Here is a 17,811-nt window from a genome sequence, read left to right as displayed (position 1 = left end):
GCTCGGTCGGCCCTCACCTGAGCAATCGCGGAAAACTCTGCTCGACCTCTCCCAAACTGCGGTTGGTAGAGGTGACCCGAGGTGCTTGCCCCGGTCGACTATTGCCGCTGCATGAATTGCCAATAGGTCATTGCGATGGCGATCACCAGGACGCCAAGAATGATTTGCTTTAGCGTTATCTGAAATCGCTGGGAGGGATGATTGCGGTCCGATAAGTCATGCTCGATCCAGCACGGCCATGTCCACGATGCGATCATCACCGCGGCGGCGGCGATCATCGACAACACGCCGCCATAGAGCATCTGCTTGATCGGCAGCATCCAGAACCAACGCAGCGAAAAGATCGCCAATATACACAGGTAGCTTTGTGCCCAAGTCGCCGCAGCAATTTTCTGATCATCAATCCAGAGCCATGTCACGCGGATTGCCACCAGCGTGGCGGAGGGGACGACAAACGTGGCAATCACCATCGCCGCACGACTTTCACCTGAACTGCTAAACAGCAGCAAGCACCATATCGCAGACAAATACAACAAAAACCCAACCGGCAGCGAAACCAACACTCGCTCGATCCGCTGCGGCCGAATGATCACCAACGCGATAAAGAACAAGAACGTACACAGACCGAAAACGTACGGCCAGAAAAACGTCAACGTCACGAGAGCGGTCCCCTCGGCGATCTCTTTGCCGATCACATTGACCGGACGAACCACCGTGTCGTTGCAACCGATTGAATGCGGCAACAAGACACACCCCAACAGGGCAATCGCCGCGACGAGATTAGAAATCGCCGAAGGTGAAACGAGCGCTGCCTTCAGCGATGGCTGCTCGCGGTCCGGTTGCGGTGTAGGTGACATTCTCAGCCAACCTCGATAGAGCAGAGGACCTATTGCAGCGGAGCGTGCTTGAAGTCCTCTATTTTCGGTTCAACGCCTTCGTGAGCAAGCGATCGAAGGTCGCGGCAAACGCCTTTTTGTCCGTCTCTCCGTATGGCGAAGACCGGCCCACCACCATTCCTTCGCCTCGCAAATCGTCCATAAAATTCCGCATCGACAATCGTGATGCAATCGTATCGGGTGAGTACTCGTCGCCGCGAGGATCGATCACGAAAACGCCTTTTTCCACCAAATCGCCTGCCAACGGCAAATCGGCGGTGATGGCAATGTCGTTGACTTCGCTGTGGTTGACGATGTAGCGGTCCGCTTGATCGGCGCCTTCACGCACGACCACCGACCGAACCATCGTCAACGCGGGCGGCACCGATAGCGGACGGTTGGCAACCAAGACCGTTTCGACATCCAATCGTTTGGCGGCACGAAAGACGATCTGCTTGACGTCTTGTGGTGCCGCATCGGCGTCGATCCAAATCTTCACGCTGCTCACCGCCTCGAATTACGCGTCATTTCGCCAATCGTTTGGGCGACCGAGTCGGTCAATTGGCCTGGCAGCAATCGCCATGCCCAGTTTCCATCGGCCAGCCCTGGCATATTCATTCTCGCCTCATTCCCCAGTCCAAGCAAATCTTGCACCGGAATGATCGCGGTATCGGACGCCGAATTCAGCACCGCCCAAATCAATTGTAAATGAACATCGATGTCACTCGTGACAACGCCCGCCAATAAATCCTCTTCGCCCTCGGCGACTTCACGTTCCTTGTACCACCCCATGACGGTGTCATTGTCGTGCGTTCCGGTGTAGGCAACCGAATGCTCGGGAAACGCACTGGGACGATGAAAATCGTCTTCGGCCACATAAAAACCGAACTGCAACACTCGCATTCCGGGGAATCCAAGCTTATCGCGAAGTTCATGGACCTCTTCGGTGATCATGCCGAGATCTTCGGCGATCAGCGCCAACTCGCCAAGTTTTTCGCGAGCGGCGTCGAAGACTTTTTCTTTAGGTCCTTCGACCCATTTCCCGCTGACCGCCGTTTTGGCTGTCGCAGGAATTTCCCAATAGGCTTCGAAACCACGGAAGTGATCGATTCGCATCAAGTCGAATTGCTTGAACGCATATCCAAACCGTTGTACCCACCATCGGTAACCGGTTTGCTCGAGCGTGTCCCAACGGTATTGCGGATTGCCCCACAATTGTCCCGTTTTGCTGAAATAGTCTGGCGGGACACCGGCCACGAAGGTTGGACGTCCGTTTTCAGCCAAACAGAACACCGATTGATTTGCCCACACATCGGCACTTTCGTGCGCGACAAAAATCGGCATGTCGCCATACATACGAACATTGCGTTCGTTTGCGTATTGCTTCAGTTTCCGCCACTGAACATCAAAGATGTATTGTTGGAATTCAGCAAATTGAATCTCGGTACTCAGCTTGGTTTCCCATTGTTCGATCGCTTGATCGAATTCTGGGTTCGCGGCATGACGGACCAATTCCGCAGGCCACTGCGTCCAATCCGCTTTGCCGAAGTGACGCATCAGGGCTTCGAAGCGACCGAAATCGTCCAGCCACCATGCGTTGTGTTCGACAAACCGGTCAAAGTCCGCGCGCTGTTCTTCGCTAGCGTGTTCGCTAAAGTTTTCGAACGCGGTACGCAGTACCGGCAGCTTGAACTGGGCGACCAAATGATAATCGACCTGCGAGGTGGTTTCCCCAAGGCCGGATGGCAAGACGAAATCATCCTCGGCCAACAAGCCATCTTCGACAAGCATCGAAAGGCTGATCAGCAGCGGATTTCCCGCAAACGCCGAATAACAGCTGTAGGGGGAATTGCCGGCTGCGGGGGGGCCCAACGGCAGCACCTGCCAAATGGTTTGTCCCGCAGCTTGCAAAAAATCGACGAACGCATACGACGCCTCACCCAGATCACCGATCCCAAATTCGCGATTTCCAATCGCGGTTGGCAGACTAGTGATGTGACAAAGAATCCCCGATGATCTCGGAAAACGCATTAAGCATCCTCTAACGGTTTGACGTCCCAAATTTCATTCGCGTACTGGGCGATCGTTCGATCACTCGAGAACCAGCCACTGTTTGCCGAGTTCAGGATACTCATTCGAGTCCATTTCTCTTCGTCCAAATAGACCTTGCCTGCCTCAGCTTGGGCATCAATGTAACTGCGCAGATCCGCAATCGTCAGCCATGGGTCATACGGATTTCGCAGTCCCTTGGTCAGCAGGTCGAAAATGCCTGGCTCGTGTTGATTGAACACCCCACCCTCGACCATTTCCATCACCCGCCGGATGTCTTCGTCGGCAGCGATGATCGCGTTCGGATCGTAATTCTTCTTTTCTTCCTGAACGCCATTTTCGTCCAAGCCGAACAAGAAGAAATTCTCGGCCCCCGCCTTTTCCCGAATTTCGATATTCGCACCGTCGAGCGTTCCGATCGTCAACGCTCCGTTCATCATGAATTTCATGTTGCCGGTACCCGACGCTTCTTTGCCCGCGGTCGAAATCTGTTCGGACAATTCGGTTCCCGGACAAATGATCTCCATCGACGATACGCGATAGTTTGGAAAGAAGACCAAACGCAACAAGTCCTTCGTCTTTGGATCCGCGTTGATCACCGCAGCGACGTTGTTGATCATCTTCACAATCAATTTGGCGACGTGGTATCCCGGTGCCGCTTTGCCGCCGATCAACACACAGCGTGGCACCATGTCTTTGGTATCGCCACGCAGAATGCGATCGTAGAGGTGAACCACATGCAGCACATTTAGCAATTGACGTTTGTACTCGTGGATCCGCTTGACTTGGACGTCAAAGATCGCGTTCGTGTTGAATTCAACTCCGGTGTTCGCTTTGACGTAATCAGCCAATCGCTGTTTGTTTTCGAGTTTCACACCGCGCCATTTCTTGCGGAACTCGGCATCCTCGGCATACGGAATCAGTTTCTCAATTTGGCTGAGATCGGATTCCCACCCCGTTCCGATGGTTTCGTTTAATAGGTCACGTAAACCAGGGTTACAGTGTGACAACCATCGACGTTGGGTCACGCCGTTGGTTTTATTATTGAACTTTTCGGGCCACAGTTTGTAGAAGTCCGAGAACAAGCCGCTCTTAAGCAATTCGGTGTGCAGATGAGCAACACCATTAACCGAAAAGCTGCCCACGATGCTCAAGTAAGCCATGCGAATGTGCGGCTGATCGCCTTCTTCGACAAGCGACATGCGACGCAGAACCGCGACATCGTCCGGGAACTTCTTCTTGACCTCGGTCAAGAAACGCTCGTTGATTTCGTAAATAATTTCCAACAAACGAGGCAGCAAGCGGCTGAACAAAGCCACGCTCCAACGCTCGAGCGCCTCCGGAAGCAACGTGTGGTTGGTGTACGCCATGCACTGAGTCGTGATCTTCCACGCCGAATCCCAATCCAAGTGGTAGACGTCCAACAACAATCGCATCAACTCGGGAACCGAGCAGGCGGGGTGGGTGTCATTCAGCTGGAAGCAATTCTTGCGACCAAAATCGGTAAAGTCATCGCCGTATTTGGCAACCCAGTTCTCCAGCACGTCTTGCAAGCTGGCGGAACTGAGGAAGTACTGCTGCTTCAGTCGCAGCTCTTTACCGTTTTCGCTGGCGTCGTTGGGATACAACACCATCGAGATTTGCTCGGCATTATTCTTTTGCACCACAGCATCGGGGTAATTCCCCGAGTTGAACTCTTCCAGATCGAACACGTCGGTCGCTTCGGCTTTCCAAAGACGCAGTGTGTTGACGGTTTCGTTTTTGAATCCCGGGATCGGCATATCGTAAGGAATGGCCAACAAATCGTTGGTACCTACCCAGCGAATCGAAGTGTTACCCGAATCGTCAAGATAACGCTCGGTGTGTCCATAGAAGCGAATCGTCTTTGCGTCTTCGTGACGTTCGATCTCCCATGGGTTGCCATCGCGGAGCCAGTGGTCCGGGCCCTCGACTTGACGACCATTTTCGATGGTTTGGTGAAACATCCCAAATTCATAGCGGATGCCGTAACCCGTCACAGGCAAACGCAAGTTGGCGCAACTGTCCAAGAAGCAGGCTGCCAAACGACCAAGGCCCCCATTACCGAGTCCCGCGTCCGGTTCCTGCTCGGCGACCTCTTCGAGCGCGACACCGTATTGATGCAACGCTTCGCGAGTAGCGTTGTCGAGTTCCAAGTTCTGAACAGCATTGTTCAGCGACCGGCCCAACAGAAACTCGAGCGAGAAATAGTGAACACAACGTTCATCGGTATTCGCAAAACGCTCTTGTGTCGTCCGCCAATGCTCGGTGACACGGTCACGCACGGCGTTGGCCAACGCGCGATAATAATAGTGAGGATTACTGTCGTCACTGTGGTGGCCGAGTGTGTAATAAAGATGGCGGCGCAGTTCTTCGGAGAGCGGCGCCAGGATACTGCTCATCTTTTCATTGGATACTTCGAGGGTTTGTTCTGGCATCGTTTTGGCTAAATTTTAAGGGAAATTGAGCGATCGACCGAAGCTGCATTTTTCGGTGCTGCCGCCAAAGAGTGCGAATCGTATGGATCTTCATTAGCACTGTCTGAAGGCTATGACAACATGAGTCCATTTTGAAGTCAGCGACTTTACCCTCAAACCTACATCTTGTTGGGGATTTTTCCCATAACTTTCAAATAGTTTGCGTATTTTCGCTAATCAGACTTTCCGTCTGTAGTGTTTAACTGGTAACCGAAATTTCAGAAATCCGTGGCTTCCCCCCAAGAAAGATTCAAGCGGGACTTAAGCATCCGACTGGTAACGGCTTACGCCGCCCATGCCGGAGCCAATGTGAAGGAGGAAGGCATATGTTTTGTCGCGGGAAAAGGCGGCAAATCCATCTTGAGCCGCCGCTTCCAATCTCGCTAACGTGGATCCGTGGATCGCGTGGCAAGGTAGCGCAAGCGGGCCGGCCTCTCTCGACGCCGCGGCCACGCACGTCCCCCCGCTTCTTTTAGATCCGCCTCTTTTGAATCCGCTCCTTTTGAATCCGCAGTCCATCATGCAAACCTCCTCGTCGATTCGCCGTCCTGCTTACGCTTCCTTAATGGCTGACACCCCCGACAACGCAGCTTCGTCCGGCAAGCTCAGCAGCGAAGAGAAAACGCTCGGTCAATACATCCCGCTATTGTACCACTACAACATGCTGCAAGACGAAGATCGCGTCGGAGCGTTCCGCGAAGCGATCGAACTAAACGTTCGCCCTGGGATGCACGTCGTGGAACTCGGTGGCGGCACAGGAATCCTATCGTCGTTGGCGGCTCGCTGTGGTGCGACGGTCAGCTGCGTCGAGCGGAATCCCGAATTGGTCGATGCGGCTCGTCGATTTGTACGACTCAATGGACTCGAGGATCAGATCACGGTGATACACGCCGATGCCTCGGAATACGTCCCCGACACAGCGGTCGATGTCGTCGTCTGTGAAATGCTGCACGTCGGACTGCTGCGTGAGAAACAAGCTCAAGTGATTGCGGCGTTCAAACGTCACTACAAACAAGCCCACGACGGACCGCTGCCGCGTTTTCTACCAGAAGCATCGATTTTGATGACCCAACCGGTCGAGCAGTCTTTTGAGTTCGCCGGCTACCATGCTCCCGTGCCGATGTTCCAAGCACCGCTACTGGACCAACCGCGAACCAACGAATTCGCCAACCTGTCGCCCTATGCGAGTATCGCTTATGACGAATCGATCCCGATGCAGTTCGCGGTAAACGAAAACATGGTCGCGATGCGGGATGGCTGCGTCAACGCCCTTCGTTTTGTCACTCAGAACGTGATTTCGATCGACATGCAAGCCGAAAAGGCGATCACGTGGCCCAACCAATGTTTGGTGCTTCCGATCGAAACACCGTTTGAAATTGCTAGCGGCGAATCAATCTCGGTTGAATTTCATTACGCCGCAGGCGGATCGATTGACCATTTAATGAAAACGGTCCGCGTCAAACGCGTGTAACGCAGCTGGAATACGAAGTGCAATCCGTTGCCTGCGACAGCGGATCGAATCGGCTATGATCGTGGTTTACTTCGATCCAAGGCAAACCCGAAACCGATTCCCTTCGAAAGTCAGCGCAATGAGACCTTGCAGCCCACTGCGACGTGTCGCAACGATCTATTGGAATTTCCTGATTCTTGCCGGCCTCAGCCTCGCCAGCATTTCAGCTGAGCAAAATAAACCGGCCACGGTGATTGTGTCCGGCAAGGTGCTTTCGGTGGCGGGCGTCCCCGCAGCAAACGCAACGGTTCGGCTGAGCCTTGCGTATGGCAAACTTAACGAGCACATCACGACAAAAGATGACGGCACGTTTGAACTGGCGATCAAAGTCCAGCGGGCTGCACTTCCCGGAATCGCTGTCCGCGCGAGCAGTTCCGATGGCGAACAACTTGCCGTCACCAGACTAAAAACCGAGAACGATGTCGTTAAAACGAATGATCTCGTCATCCAGCTTTCGGAAACCAAAGTGGGATCGATTCGCGTGGTCGATGCGGAAGACAAACCGCTCGACGGTGCCTCGGTCGCGGTCCAACTGAACTTCCCCAACAACGTCACCGGTTTGTTGACCGATGAATCCGGTTCGGTCACGTTCCGTTATCCAAAATCGGATCGGATACAGGCGATTGTCGCTTGGAAAGACAACGAGGGACTGGACTACCGAGTCTATGCATTACCACGTCATCAACGCTCGGATATGCTGACGCAGTCACCAGAGTTCCCTAGCGAAACCGGCGAAACACTTCGGTTGGATGGGGCAAAGCCGCTGCGAGTTCGCATGACCGACACCGACGGAAACCCAATTCCGTCGATCCGATCCTACGTCTGGCTGCTCAAAAAAGATTCTGAAGCGAACCAGTTGAATCTTAGCTTTTTTGTTGACGCATTCAGCGAGACGACAGATGAGAAGGGCGAACTAGAATTTGCTTGGCTACCAGCTTGGCAAATGGATCCTCTACAAATCTGGCCCTCCGCTGACGAATTCGTCCGGTCGCGAGGCATCTATGATACCGCAACGGGTGACGGATCCTTCGAAATGCAACTGGACCGTCTCGTGCCGATTCGCGGAACCGTCACCGCTGCCGATGGCAGCCCCGCGTCCGAGATTACCGTCTCCGCTCGCGGCGACGGTTACAGCATGGATGACAGCTCGGGAACCGCGACGACGGACGAACAAGGCAACTATGAAATCCACGTTGCCCCGGAGCAAATTTATCTCGTTACCGTCCGAGATTCGCGATGGGCCGCTGCGCCGCAAACAGGGTTTGCGGTCCGTGCGAATGAGCCGGTCACGGGCAAAGACTTTGTTCTTCGCGAGGCGACGCGAGTTTTTGGCACGCTGACCGACGAAAGCGATGGCGAACCGATCCCGAACCAACGTGTGATCGTTTATCAATATGGCAGCGACCTGAATTCGATGGAGGGCGTGGAACTGAAAAACCCCGAGCAATCACGCAAATGGGTTTGTCCAATGGCTTTCTACCACGCGATCAGCGACGAGAACGGCAACTTCGAATTTACACTCGGCGACGGTCACTATGACATCCGCCCGCCAAAACAGGAGAAGGCGGACAAGTTCGAAATTGCTGGTCAATCCGAGCTTGAAATGAACGTCACCACGGTGCTTCGCAAAGAAGTCGAATTGACAGGCAAGGTCACCGCTGCGACGGACGGCGAACCGGTCGCATCCGCGACGATCGAAGGCGTCCCCCAAGACTTTCGTGGTCGCGACTGGCAAGCCAGCAGTGCCGCCGACGGAACGTTTCGCGTGATGCGTTACAAGGAACCAACCTATGTCCATGTCGAGAATCCAGCCAAGACACTTGCTGCGGTGGTGATTGTCGATCCCGAACAAACATCGCTCGATGTCAGACTCGAACCGACCGGTTCGGTCACCGGCCGATTGCTGGCGGATGACACCGAACAACCTTGGCCGAATCAGAAGATTGACTACGGCATCAATGTTCCGGCGGCAACGGGGCAAACGTGGAGCACACGCTTCGGCGGCAGCGTCGTCACGGATTCCGAAGGACAATTTACGATCGACGGACTCGTGGGTGGATTTGAATATTCGGTCAACCTTGGCGTTACCAAGGAAGGCTATTATCGCTCGCTACCTAAGTGGAAAGTGGCATCGGGTGAATCGCTGAGCTTGGGCGACGTGCAAGCCCCACCGCCCCCGAAACGCTATGTTCCGCCGACGTTGGAGGAACGTATCGCAGGTGCATTCGCGGTGAAAGGAACGCCAATGGAACGCTACGAACGAGCCCTCAACTCGATCAAACTCGTCAATCAACATCTGCTGGTTGTGTTTGGACAGAGTGAAGATCCGCGTATCCACCAGCTGATGCAGATTCGCTATGAGGACAAAGACTTTCGCGAAATGCGGGGCGAGTTTTTATTCATGGCCATTCCGACTGGCGGGGAAAAGCAAAATGCGGCGATCGAGTTAGCCGAAAAACTTGATGAATCCATCGCGGCAAAACGTGGAGACTTCTTGCTGGTTATTCTCGATCACGATGGGCAAAAGGTGGCGACGATCGACTCGGACGCCGTGTGTGATGGCGACGAATTATCGAAGGAAAAGCTGTTCAAGATTTTACGTCAACATCAGACCGAATCGCTTGACGCCCAAGAGCTGCTCGACGAGGCATTGGCCAAAGCAAAAGCGGAAAACAAACGCATTATCGTGCAAGAAACCGCAACATGGTGCGGACCGTGCCATCGACTATCGGGTTTCCTGAAGGAAAACCGCGAGTGGGAGGAAGACTATATCCTGGTGAAGATGGATCACCGCTGGAAGGGTGCCCGCGAAATCATGAAAGAACTTCGCGATGGAGCCGAGGGAGGCATCCCGTGGTTTGCGATCCTCGATGCGTCGGGCAAGAAGTTGGTCACGTCCAACCACGCCGAAAGCGGCAGCAACATCGGGTTCCCGTCAAGCGAAACGGGGCAATCCCATTTCGCCGCAATGTTGAACCAGACTCGTCAACGGCTGAGCGAAGACGATGTCGCGAAGTTCGTCAACAAACTCGCGTCCTCGAACGAGGACAAGTGACGGGAAATCCCTGCTAAAATCCGGCCGAAAAATCTTCGTTGCCGTCTTTGGTGACTAACGCTTTTCGCAAGTTTTGATCCGCTGAATCGGTCACGAATTGCACGGCGCCGTCGCCCATCAGCACGTGGGCGCCGCCCGGATGGCCGCCGTGGTCTCGCGCGGCTCCGGAGGCCAGAAAGGCTTGTAGATCAATATCATCGGGGCTCATCCAGTTGACCGCGTTCGCAGAATCGGTTTCTACGACCATCAACGTGTTCGATAGACCGTCGATGATTTGCCGGAACGTGGTCGGAGTCGCCCCCGACATGATTCCTTGTGGATGCACGACCGCGACATAGGTTGTCATTGTCGGATCGATTTCCGTCGACGGACAACTGTACGTTGGCACGACGGTCATTGCGACGGCTTGATTTTCCGGTGCATCCCACGGCTTTGAGAAATCGATCTGGTCGTATAGGGCTTGCTGTTCCACGAACGGCAAGATGATGGAACGCCAACTGTGCAGCGGGCGACCGTTGGCGTCGACGGTGTAGGCCGGAGGTAGCGAATTATAGGTCGAGTGATAATTATGCAGCGCCAAACCGATTTGTTTGATGTTGTTGGAACACTGCATCCGGCGAGCCGCTTCGCGGGCCGCTTGCACCGCAGGCAACATCAACGCGACCAAAATCCCGCCACACACCAACATCACGGCAAATGCCACCGCCAGGACCACGCCGACGATGACCATCGTCGATTTGCCATCCGATTTCCCAGGCGGCTGGTGATAAGGTTGCTGGGGCTGCTCGGGCTGCGAATACGGATTGTCGTTGCTCATGGTTTCACATCGCTAATTGAACGAGAGAGAGAGAGGAATAACCGTCAAATCTTACGCATCACGCTGCCTCAAAGCGGCACGACTTTTAAGCATTCACCACAAGGCTACGATAGAAATCAACGCTCATTTCCAAGCCTTGATCGATCGTGACTTGGGGTTCAAAACCGAGTCGATTTCGTGCGACATTGATGTCGGCAAGTGAATCGCGAACATCACCGGCACGCGGTGGCTCGTGAATCGGCTCGATGCCTTGACCAAGGATGTCACGCAAGGAATTCAGTAGCATCAGCAGCGAAGTTCGCTCACCACGCCCGACATTAAAGGTGCCGCCGGGAGCGTCCGGCGAGGTGGCTGCCAACATGTTGGCCCGCGCGACATCGCGAACGTAAACAAAGTCACGTGATTGCTCGCCATCGCCGTAAATGATCGGCCGGTCCCCCGAAAGGATCATCGAAACGAAACGAGGGATCACCGCGCTGTATTCGCTCTTGGGATCTTGGCGAGGCCCAAACACGTTGAAGTAGCGGAGCACCACGGTTTCCAATCCAAAGCCGCGATAAAACGCTTGGCAATAAGATTCGGCTGCCAATTTTGCTGCCGCGTAAGGCGACAACGGCGCCACCGGATCGGATTCACGCTTGGAAACAAATGGCGAGTCTCCGTACGCGGCACTGGTGGACGCCAACACCAAGCGTTTGACGCCGTTTTCCGCTGCACTTTTCAGCAGCTCCACAGTGCTGGTGGCACACCAGGCGTGGCACAATGCTGGTTCTCGCATACTGCGAGGCACGCTGGCCATCGCCGCGTGGTGAAAAATATAGTCAATATTTTCGGTTGCACTGCGGACGCAATCGGCATCGGACGCATCGCCGTTGACGATTTCCACCCCGTCGTCGGACTGGGTGTGCTCGAGATTGTGATGAAACCCGGTGCTAAAATTGTCGAGCACCCGGACGGTGGCGCCGGCACCACGCAAGGCGTCGACAAGGTGCGATCCAATAAATCCCGCACCGCCCGTGACAAGGCACCGGGCACCGCGAAGACGCTCAAACTCACTGGACATATCTTCAAACTCTCGGAGGTAAAAATCAAAGCAAACAGGATGGCCATAACGACTGGGATAGCCAAATGGCTGGGATGGCCAAACCGCGGGGATGGATTGAGTGTACCACCACGGAGGCGAGTTTTATAGCAGTTCGGCTGAGGGCGGCACGTGATTGGGGGATTATGTCATTCTGCAGGGTCTACTCGGCTAATAGGGCTTCGATCGTGGTCCGCATTTGTTGCTCGCCAGGCGTGCCCTGCCAATTCATTTCGCCCTGCCACCAACGGCGGATAAAGCCTTCCTTGTCGATCAAATAAACGGTCGGCCACATCGTCGTGTTGTACGATTTCCAATTGGCGGATTCGGCATCGAGCATGACCGGGTAATTGATCCCTTCGGCCTTGGCGGCGGCTCGGACTTGGTCAAATTTTCGCTCCGACGATGTCTCGGGCGTTTGGATGCCAATCACCACCAGCCCCTTGTCGGCGTAATCGTTGTGCCAAGCGGTGTAGTGCGGCAGGTTGCGTTTGCAATTGATGCACTGAAACGCATAGAAATGAACCGCCACCACTTTGCCTCGGTGCTGCTGTAGCGTCGCCGCAGTGCCATCAATCCACTTGGCTCCTTCGCTTCGCAATTCGGGCGCAAGCGGGTAGGTGCGTTTGACACTCGCAAAATCGAACGGCTTGCCCGTCAGCGAACCGATCTTGGACCGCTGAGTGTTGGTGAGTATTTTCAGCAAGCTTTCTCGCTCGGCCGCTTTCAGATCGTTGATCGCTGTGTTGGCTTCGTCTGCGGAACGTTCACCCGCGACGACAGCCTGTTGTAACTCAAACGACTGAGTATCGGTTTGAGCAAAGGTGTCAACGAGCGATTGCATTTGAGTCTCGTTAATCTGAAGCTTCGCTTGCACATTTTCTCGCAGCACCATTCGTGTTCCAAGGGCTTGCGATACGAGTTGGTCCAGTCGTGCTTTCTGAGTTGGATCGAGAATGGAATCAAGACGCGAGGCGAGCGTCTGTGTCAACTGATCGACGATCGGGCGTTGTTCGTCAGGCTTTAGATTGCGAGCGCGGAACCAAGGACCATCGACCTCGCCCAGGATCTCACGCAGTAACGTGAGCTGATTTGCCGTTAGATTCAGCTCGGTCTGGATTGCCGAATCGCGAATCATTTGCAACAGCACCGGAGGCACGTTGATCGAATCACGCGTCGTTTCTGCGGCGAGCGGACTAGTACTTGCCGCGATTGCAGCGATGCAGACGAGCGACAACATGAGAAAGAGCTTTGACATTACCGCACCGAAAGATCGCGAGAAGAAGAGGAGGAGCGTTTTGATCACTGCAAAACGTTGCCGTTCATTGGAATCGTTTGCTCGCGGAAAAACATCCCCCTCGGGAGACTGCGGAAATAGCACGACATCACCGCTTCTCATGTTAGCCGTTTGGGCGTCGTGAAGCATTTTCTCTCATCGCGTTTGTGCAAATTTAGCGTAGCGGGAGCCGTCAAGGCTTTCGTTTCCATGACGCCTCCTCCCCGAAACTCTTGTTGACGAGTTCCGCTACAGGAAATGATTCACAGTATTGGCCAAAACGGCTAACGGAATCAACCATCTCCTTGGGGCGGAAAGGTGATGCAAGTGGTTCGCTTCTTTTACGCATCGCGTTTAGATCGCGGAACGATCAACGACATTTAGTAGCGACAATTCAATTGGGCTGGGTGATCCATTGCCTCGGTCGCTCGGCCGGCCGCTGGGTGGGGGCGGGCAAGGTCGGTTCGAGCGGACGCTGCGGACTGCTTGCCAACGTTGCGTTTTGTCGCGGCGGTGTGACCGCTGCGGTCGTCGTTGCGGAGGCCTGCGGTGCAGGTTGCTCCCCATCGGCTGCGCGGCTCCGCAAGGCGTCGATTTGGGCAAATCGCTCACTTCCCTTGAACAGGTCCTGGATCTCTGCCGCCGCGACTTTTCCGCGGACGGCCCCGTGGGTATCCCCGGCGGGCGATTGTCGCGGCCATGGATCGTTGGACACCCCGGCTTCCATCGGCTGCATTTTGGCAACGACCTTGTCGGCATCCCGTGATCGCTCGACAGATTGTTGCTGCGCCGACGCGGTGGCACTAAAGCGTTCGTTGACGACGTCGGGCCGCGAGATCGGCACGGCCAAATCCTCGTACGTCAGCGGTTTGTACGCCTGTTGGCGCCGATTTGCCCACGAGTCCGCCATCGAGGGTTTGTTCCACGAGAACGAATCGAACGACTCGGTGTCCAGCGCGTCAATCGTGGTCGTTTCGAGGACCAAATCTTCGGTCAGATCGGTACGCAAACTCGGCGGCACCGGCGATGCGTAGGACTGGACGGCACTCTGTGAGGATCGATTCGGGCGGGGGGCCTGAGGCGTATTCGCACTCAACAGCGACCCAGGCATCAGATCGATGGTTTCAGGGGCAACGATTTCGGGGGCACGTCGAAACGGCAACGCGGCCAAAGTGCCGCCCGAGACGATCAGAACGCCAAGAGTAAGGTTTCGCAATGGAATTGCTCGCAGCTGGATGGAAAGCGAACGGAAACCGCTTACGCACCAACGAACAATCCGCTGGTGAAAAGCGACGACCAGCTTCGTCCTTGAAACCTAAAAAGGGCTGCATCTTGCAAGAATAAGGTATCGGCCGCCGAGAGCGGTTTTCTGAAGCCAATTTCGGAAAAACTTTCCTCGATTTCGAAAAAGCATCGCAGGGAACTGAATTTGAACGGCGTCCACCGTTAGCGCAAACCGCTTTCGCTGATACGATTTCGCCTTCAGCCCGGTGTATGCGGATATTCTCGCCTCGCAGCGATTAGCACGTAATTTCCGGGTTAACATCTCGTTGTTCACATAGAAATCATTGCCATGGAAGCCGGAATTGTTGGTCTGCCGAATGTCGGTAAAAGTACGCTGTTTAACGCTTTGACAGCATCCAAAGCGGCCCAAAGTGAAAATTATCCGTTTTGCACCATCGAACCGAACGAAGGAATGGTCAGCGTTCCGGATGAGCGTTTAACCCGAATCACCCATTTCATCACCCCTCAAAAGACCATCCCCGCGATCCTGAAGCTGGTCGATATCGCGGGCATCGTCAAAGGGGCCAGTGAAGGAGAAGGGCTCGGCAACAAATTTCTCAGCCATATCCGCCAAGTCGACGCGATCGTGCAAGTCGTTCGCTGTTTTGACGATCCCGACGTGATTCACGTTTCAGGCACCGTCGACCCGATCGCCGACATGGATACGATCGAAACCGAACTGATGCTGGCGGACATCCAAACGCTTGAAAACGCGCTGGGCAAAGCCGGACGGACCGCCCGCAGCGGTGACAAGGAAGCAAAACTGCGGGTCGCCGTGATCGAAAAATGCAACGCTCACCTCAGCAAGGACGCACCGCTACGGACGCTTGAACTGAACAACGTCGAAGCAGCTGCGATTTCGAGCTATGGGTTGATGTCGGCCAAACCGGTTCTGTACGTCGCCAACGTCAGCGAAAATGACCTCGAAGGCAAAGATCCGCTCGTGCAAAAGGTACGCGATCAAGCGGCCAAGGTTGGCGCGACCGTGGTCTGCGTGTGTGCGAAACTGGAAGCCGAACTGGCCGAGCTCGAGGAACCTGATCGCAGTGAAATGCTGGCCGAAGTCGGACTCGATGAGCCCGCACTGAATCAAATTGCCCAGGCGACCTACAGCACGCTGGGGCTGGAAAGCTACTTCACTGCCGGCGAAAAAGAAGTCCGTGCATGGACGATTCCCAAGGGAGCAACCGCGCCCCAAGCCGCCGGCGTGATCCATAGCGATTTTGAACGCGGCTTCATCCGCTGCGAGGTCTACACACTGGAAGACCTCGAAACCTACAAATCCGAAAAAGAAATTCGACAGGCCGGTAAACTACGCGTCGAAGGCAAGAGCTACGTCATGAAAGATGGCGACATCTGTCACTTCCTGTTCAACGTCTAGCCGTTTGGACGCTAGCCCCCCGGTTGAACGTTAGAACCATGGCTATCGCCAAAACGTTACGCTGTGAAGCATTTCGTAGCGGAACTCGTCAAGAGTTTCGGGGGCATACACAATGGAACGAAAGCCTTGACGACTTCCGCTACGCTAATTTAGTTGGCCCAAACGGCTAATAAACCGAAAGACTTCTACCTACCTGATTACCTCCTGCTGCTTCGCCCCATTCTGACTGCACCGCCCCTCCAACCGAGCGTTACATGAACAAAATGTTGATCCCAATTCTATTTGCCCTTGGCACCGCTATTTTCTGGGGATGTTACGGACCTACGATCGGGAACGCTCAAGCCCCGAAAGTGAACGGCGTCCCGATGTGGTCTCCCTTCAAGCCGTACGTCTTCATTGGGATCGCCTATTTGGTGATCGCGATTTGTGGCGGTTTGCTGATGATGAAAATGAAAGGTGACTCGTTCAGCTATTCCGGTGCCTATTTCCCGACGATGAAGTGGGGATTTTTGGCAGGCGTCTTGGGCGCCTTCGGTGCGGTCTGCTTGACGACCGCGATGATGACCAGCCGAGGTAACGCATTGCTGGTGATGCCAATCGTATTTGGCGGTGCGGTTTCGGTATCGGCGATCGTTTCAATCCTTAAATTGCACGGCGACGTCACGATCAATCCGCTGCTGTGGGTCGGCATGCTGCTAACAGTGGTCGGCGTTGTGATTGTGGCGATGAATACACCGCATGGCCATGCGGCCGCACCGAAACCAGCGGCGGCGGTTGATGCCCCGGTGGCGGAGGAAGCAGCCGTGACCGACGAGGCGGTCGAAACGCCAAACGAAGCTTCGAGCTAGTCGCCTCGAGCTAGTCGCCTCGAGCTAGTCGGCTCGGGCTAGTCGCCTCGAAGGGGGGCGATAATAGCATCGTTATTTTTTTTAACAACCATTGTCCTTTCACGGTGACGAATCTGTCATGGAACCAGCGACGGATCCGATGTCGCGTGTTCGCAGCATCGATACCGAGATCACGCATGTGTGGATGGTCCGCACTTTCCTGAAACATTGCGATGAAGCCGAGGATGACGAAGATCTTCGTGATGTTGTCCGCGATCTCTACGATTTTATCCTGGCGGTCGGACCGATCGATGAGGTCGACGACGCTGCGGTCTACCTAAAGATGGCGAAGAAGAAAATCGGCAAGCTTCGTAAGGCCACCGAGCTTTACGAAGCGATTCAGCCCGAGGTCAGCGGCCACACCAATTTTGTCATGGCGGCGCGATCGCTGCGTACTGCCGTGGACCGGATCGCCGATGCGATCTCGAAATAATCGCCCCCCCATTTTCCATCTCTTAGGCTGCTGCCATGTTCCAGCTCGTTGTCGGTACTAACAACGCAAAAAAACTGATCGAACTACGACTGCTATTGCCTCAGGATCGCGTCAAGCTGTTGGCACTGGCCGAGATCGAAGGCTCGATCGACGTGGACGAAACGGGAGCCACATTCGCGGAAAACGCGGCCTTGAAAGCGACCGAACAGGCCAAACATCTCGGCCAATGGGTGCTGGCCGAAGACAGCGGGCTGACCGTCGATGCGCTGGGCAGTGAACCCGGAGTCCACTCGGCTCGTTACGCCGGCACCCATGGTGACGACGAAGCCAACAACGACAAACTGCTGGCGGCAATGAAGGACGTGCCGGATGACCGCCGGACGGCTCATTTCAATAGCTACCTGTGCCTTTCGGATCCACAAGGCAACGTGCGATTGGAAGCCAATTCACGATGCACAGGCCGGATTGCCCACACGCGGCAAGGCACGGCCGGATTCGGCTACGACCCACTGTTTATCATCCGCGAATACCACCGCACGTTTGGCGATTTAGATTTGACCGTGAAACGAGCGATCAGCCACCGCTCACGAGCACTGCGGCAATTTGTGCCCGAGTTCTTACGGCTGATCGAAGCGATCGATCAATAGGCTTCTTCAACGTGGGATAGG

The 17,811-nt window shown here is 54.8% G+C and carries 14 protein-coding genes; 6 read left to right on the top strand and 8 right to left on the bottom strand.

All coding sequences use genetic code 11. The features are described from left to right. Positions 1–98 precede the first annotated feature (98 nt). Genes ABD971_RS17410 through ABD971_RS17395 form a run of 4 tightly spaced genes read right to left on the bottom strand, consistent with a single transcriptional unit; the run spans position 99 to position 5,380 of the window. Entirely contained in the window at positions 99–857 is a 759-nt protein-coding gene (locus ABD971_RS17410) for a hypothetical protein (RefSeq protein ID WP_345324131.1), read from the bottom strand. A 58-nt stretch (positions 858–915) separates the two neighbouring features. Beyond that, the gene (locus tag ABD971_RS17405; protein ID WP_339943432.1) at positions 916–1,374 is read right to left on the bottom strand and encodes a YaiI/YqxD family protein; all 459 of its coding nucleotides are present in this window, start codon (positions 1,372–1,374) and stop codon (positions 916–918) included. Between the two features lie 5 nt (positions 1,375–1,379). Continuing rightward, positions 1,380–2,906: a 4-alpha-glucanotransferase gene (gene malQ, locus ABD971_RS17400; protein WP_345324128.1), complete on the bottom strand. Its 1,527-nt coding sequence runs from the start codon at positions 2,904–2,906 to the stop codon at positions 1,380–1,382. Further along, complete coding sequence (locus ABD971_RS17395; protein WP_339943428.1) at positions 2,906–5,380, bottom strand: glycogen/starch/alpha-glucan phosphorylase; 2,475 nt, start codon at positions 5,378–5,380, stop codon at positions 2,906–2,908. The genes malQ and ABD971_RS17395 overlap by 1 nt, the downstream gene beginning before the upstream one ends. Positions 5,381–5,906: 526 nt before the next feature. Between ABD971_RS17395 and ABD971_RS17390 the strand changes: the two genes are divergently transcribed. Together ABD971_RS17390 and ABD971_RS17385 are read left to right on the top strand one after the other, a co-directional pair. After that, positions 5,907–6,890, top strand: a complete 984-nt coding sequence (locus tag ABD971_RS17390; protein ID WP_345324126.1) for a class I SAM-dependent methyltransferase — start codon at positions 5,907–5,909, stop codon at positions 6,888–6,890. A 118-nt stretch (positions 6,891–7,008) separates the two neighbouring features. Beyond that, entirely contained in the window at positions 7,009–9,984 is a 2,976-nt protein-coding gene (locus ABD971_RS17385; RefSeq protein ID WP_345324124.1) for a carboxypeptidase regulatory-like domain-containing protein, read from the top strand. Between the two features lie 13 nt (positions 9,985–9,997). Here the strand turns inward: ABD971_RS17385 and ABD971_RS17380 are convergent, their stop codons facing one another. From ABD971_RS17380 to ABD971_RS17365, 4 genes are all read right to left on the bottom strand, one after another. Beyond that, positions 9,998–10,801, bottom strand: a complete 804-nt coding sequence (locus ABD971_RS17380; RefSeq protein ID WP_345324122.1) for a DUF1559 domain-containing protein — start codon at positions 10,799–10,801, stop codon at positions 9,998–10,000. A gap of 85 nt (positions 10,802–10,886) precedes the next feature. After that, entirely contained in the window at positions 10,887–11,864 is a 978-nt protein-coding gene (locus ABD971_RS17375; RefSeq protein ID WP_339943420.1) for an SDR family oxidoreductase, read from the bottom strand. Positions 11,865–12,045: 181 nt separating this feature from the next. Then, positions 12,046–13,140, bottom strand: coding sequence for a redoxin domain-containing protein (locus ABD971_RS17370; RefSeq protein WP_345324120.1), 1,095 nt, complete (start codon positions 13,138–13,140; stop codon positions 12,046–12,048). A 412-nt stretch (positions 13,141–13,552) separates the two neighbouring features. Further along, a complete protein-coding gene (locus ABD971_RS17365; protein ID WP_339943416.1) occupies positions 13,553–14,374 on the bottom strand; it encodes a hypothetical protein in 822 nt (273 codons plus the stop codon). A 357-nt stretch (positions 14,375–14,731) separates the two neighbouring features. On the opposite strand from ABD971_RS17365, the gene ychF reads away from it, so the two are divergent. The 4 genes from ychF (at position 14,732) to rdgB (ending at position 17,790) form a co-directional block, all read left to right on the top strand. Continuing rightward, a complete protein-coding gene (gene ychF / locus ABD971_RS17360; RefSeq protein WP_345324118.1) occupies positions 14,732–15,823 on the top strand; it encodes a redox-regulated ATPase YchF in 1,092 nt (363 codons plus the stop codon). Between the two features lie 254 nt (positions 15,824–16,077). Further along, on the top strand, positions 16,078–16,671 hold the full coding sequence (locus tag ABD971_RS17355; RefSeq protein WP_345324116.1) for a hypothetical protein: 594 nt from the start codon (positions 16,078–16,080) through the stop codon (positions 16,669–16,671). Positions 16,672–16,789: 118 nt separating this feature from the next. Continuing rightward, positions 16,790–17,143 (top strand): amidohydrolase, encoded by a 354-nt coding sequence (locus ABD971_RS17350; protein ID WP_339943409.1) that lies wholly within the window; start codon positions 16,790–16,792, stop codon positions 17,141–17,143. 35 nt (positions 17,144–17,178) lie between these two features. Then, positions 17,179–17,790, top strand: coding sequence for an RdgB/HAM1 family non-canonical purine NTP pyrophosphatase (gene rdgB / locus ABD971_RS17345; protein WP_345324113.1), 612 nt, complete (start codon positions 17,179–17,181; stop codon positions 17,788–17,790). The last annotated feature ends 21 nt before the right edge of the window (positions 17,791–17,811 follow it).

Origin of the sequence: Novipirellula rosea, from assembly GCF_039541335.1 — a bacterium.
Taxonomy (GTDB): Bacteria; Planctomycetota; Planctomycetia; order Pirellulales; family Pirellulaceae; genus Novipirellula; species Novipirellula rosea.
This window is presented reverse-complemented; position numbering and strand designations above follow the sequence as displayed.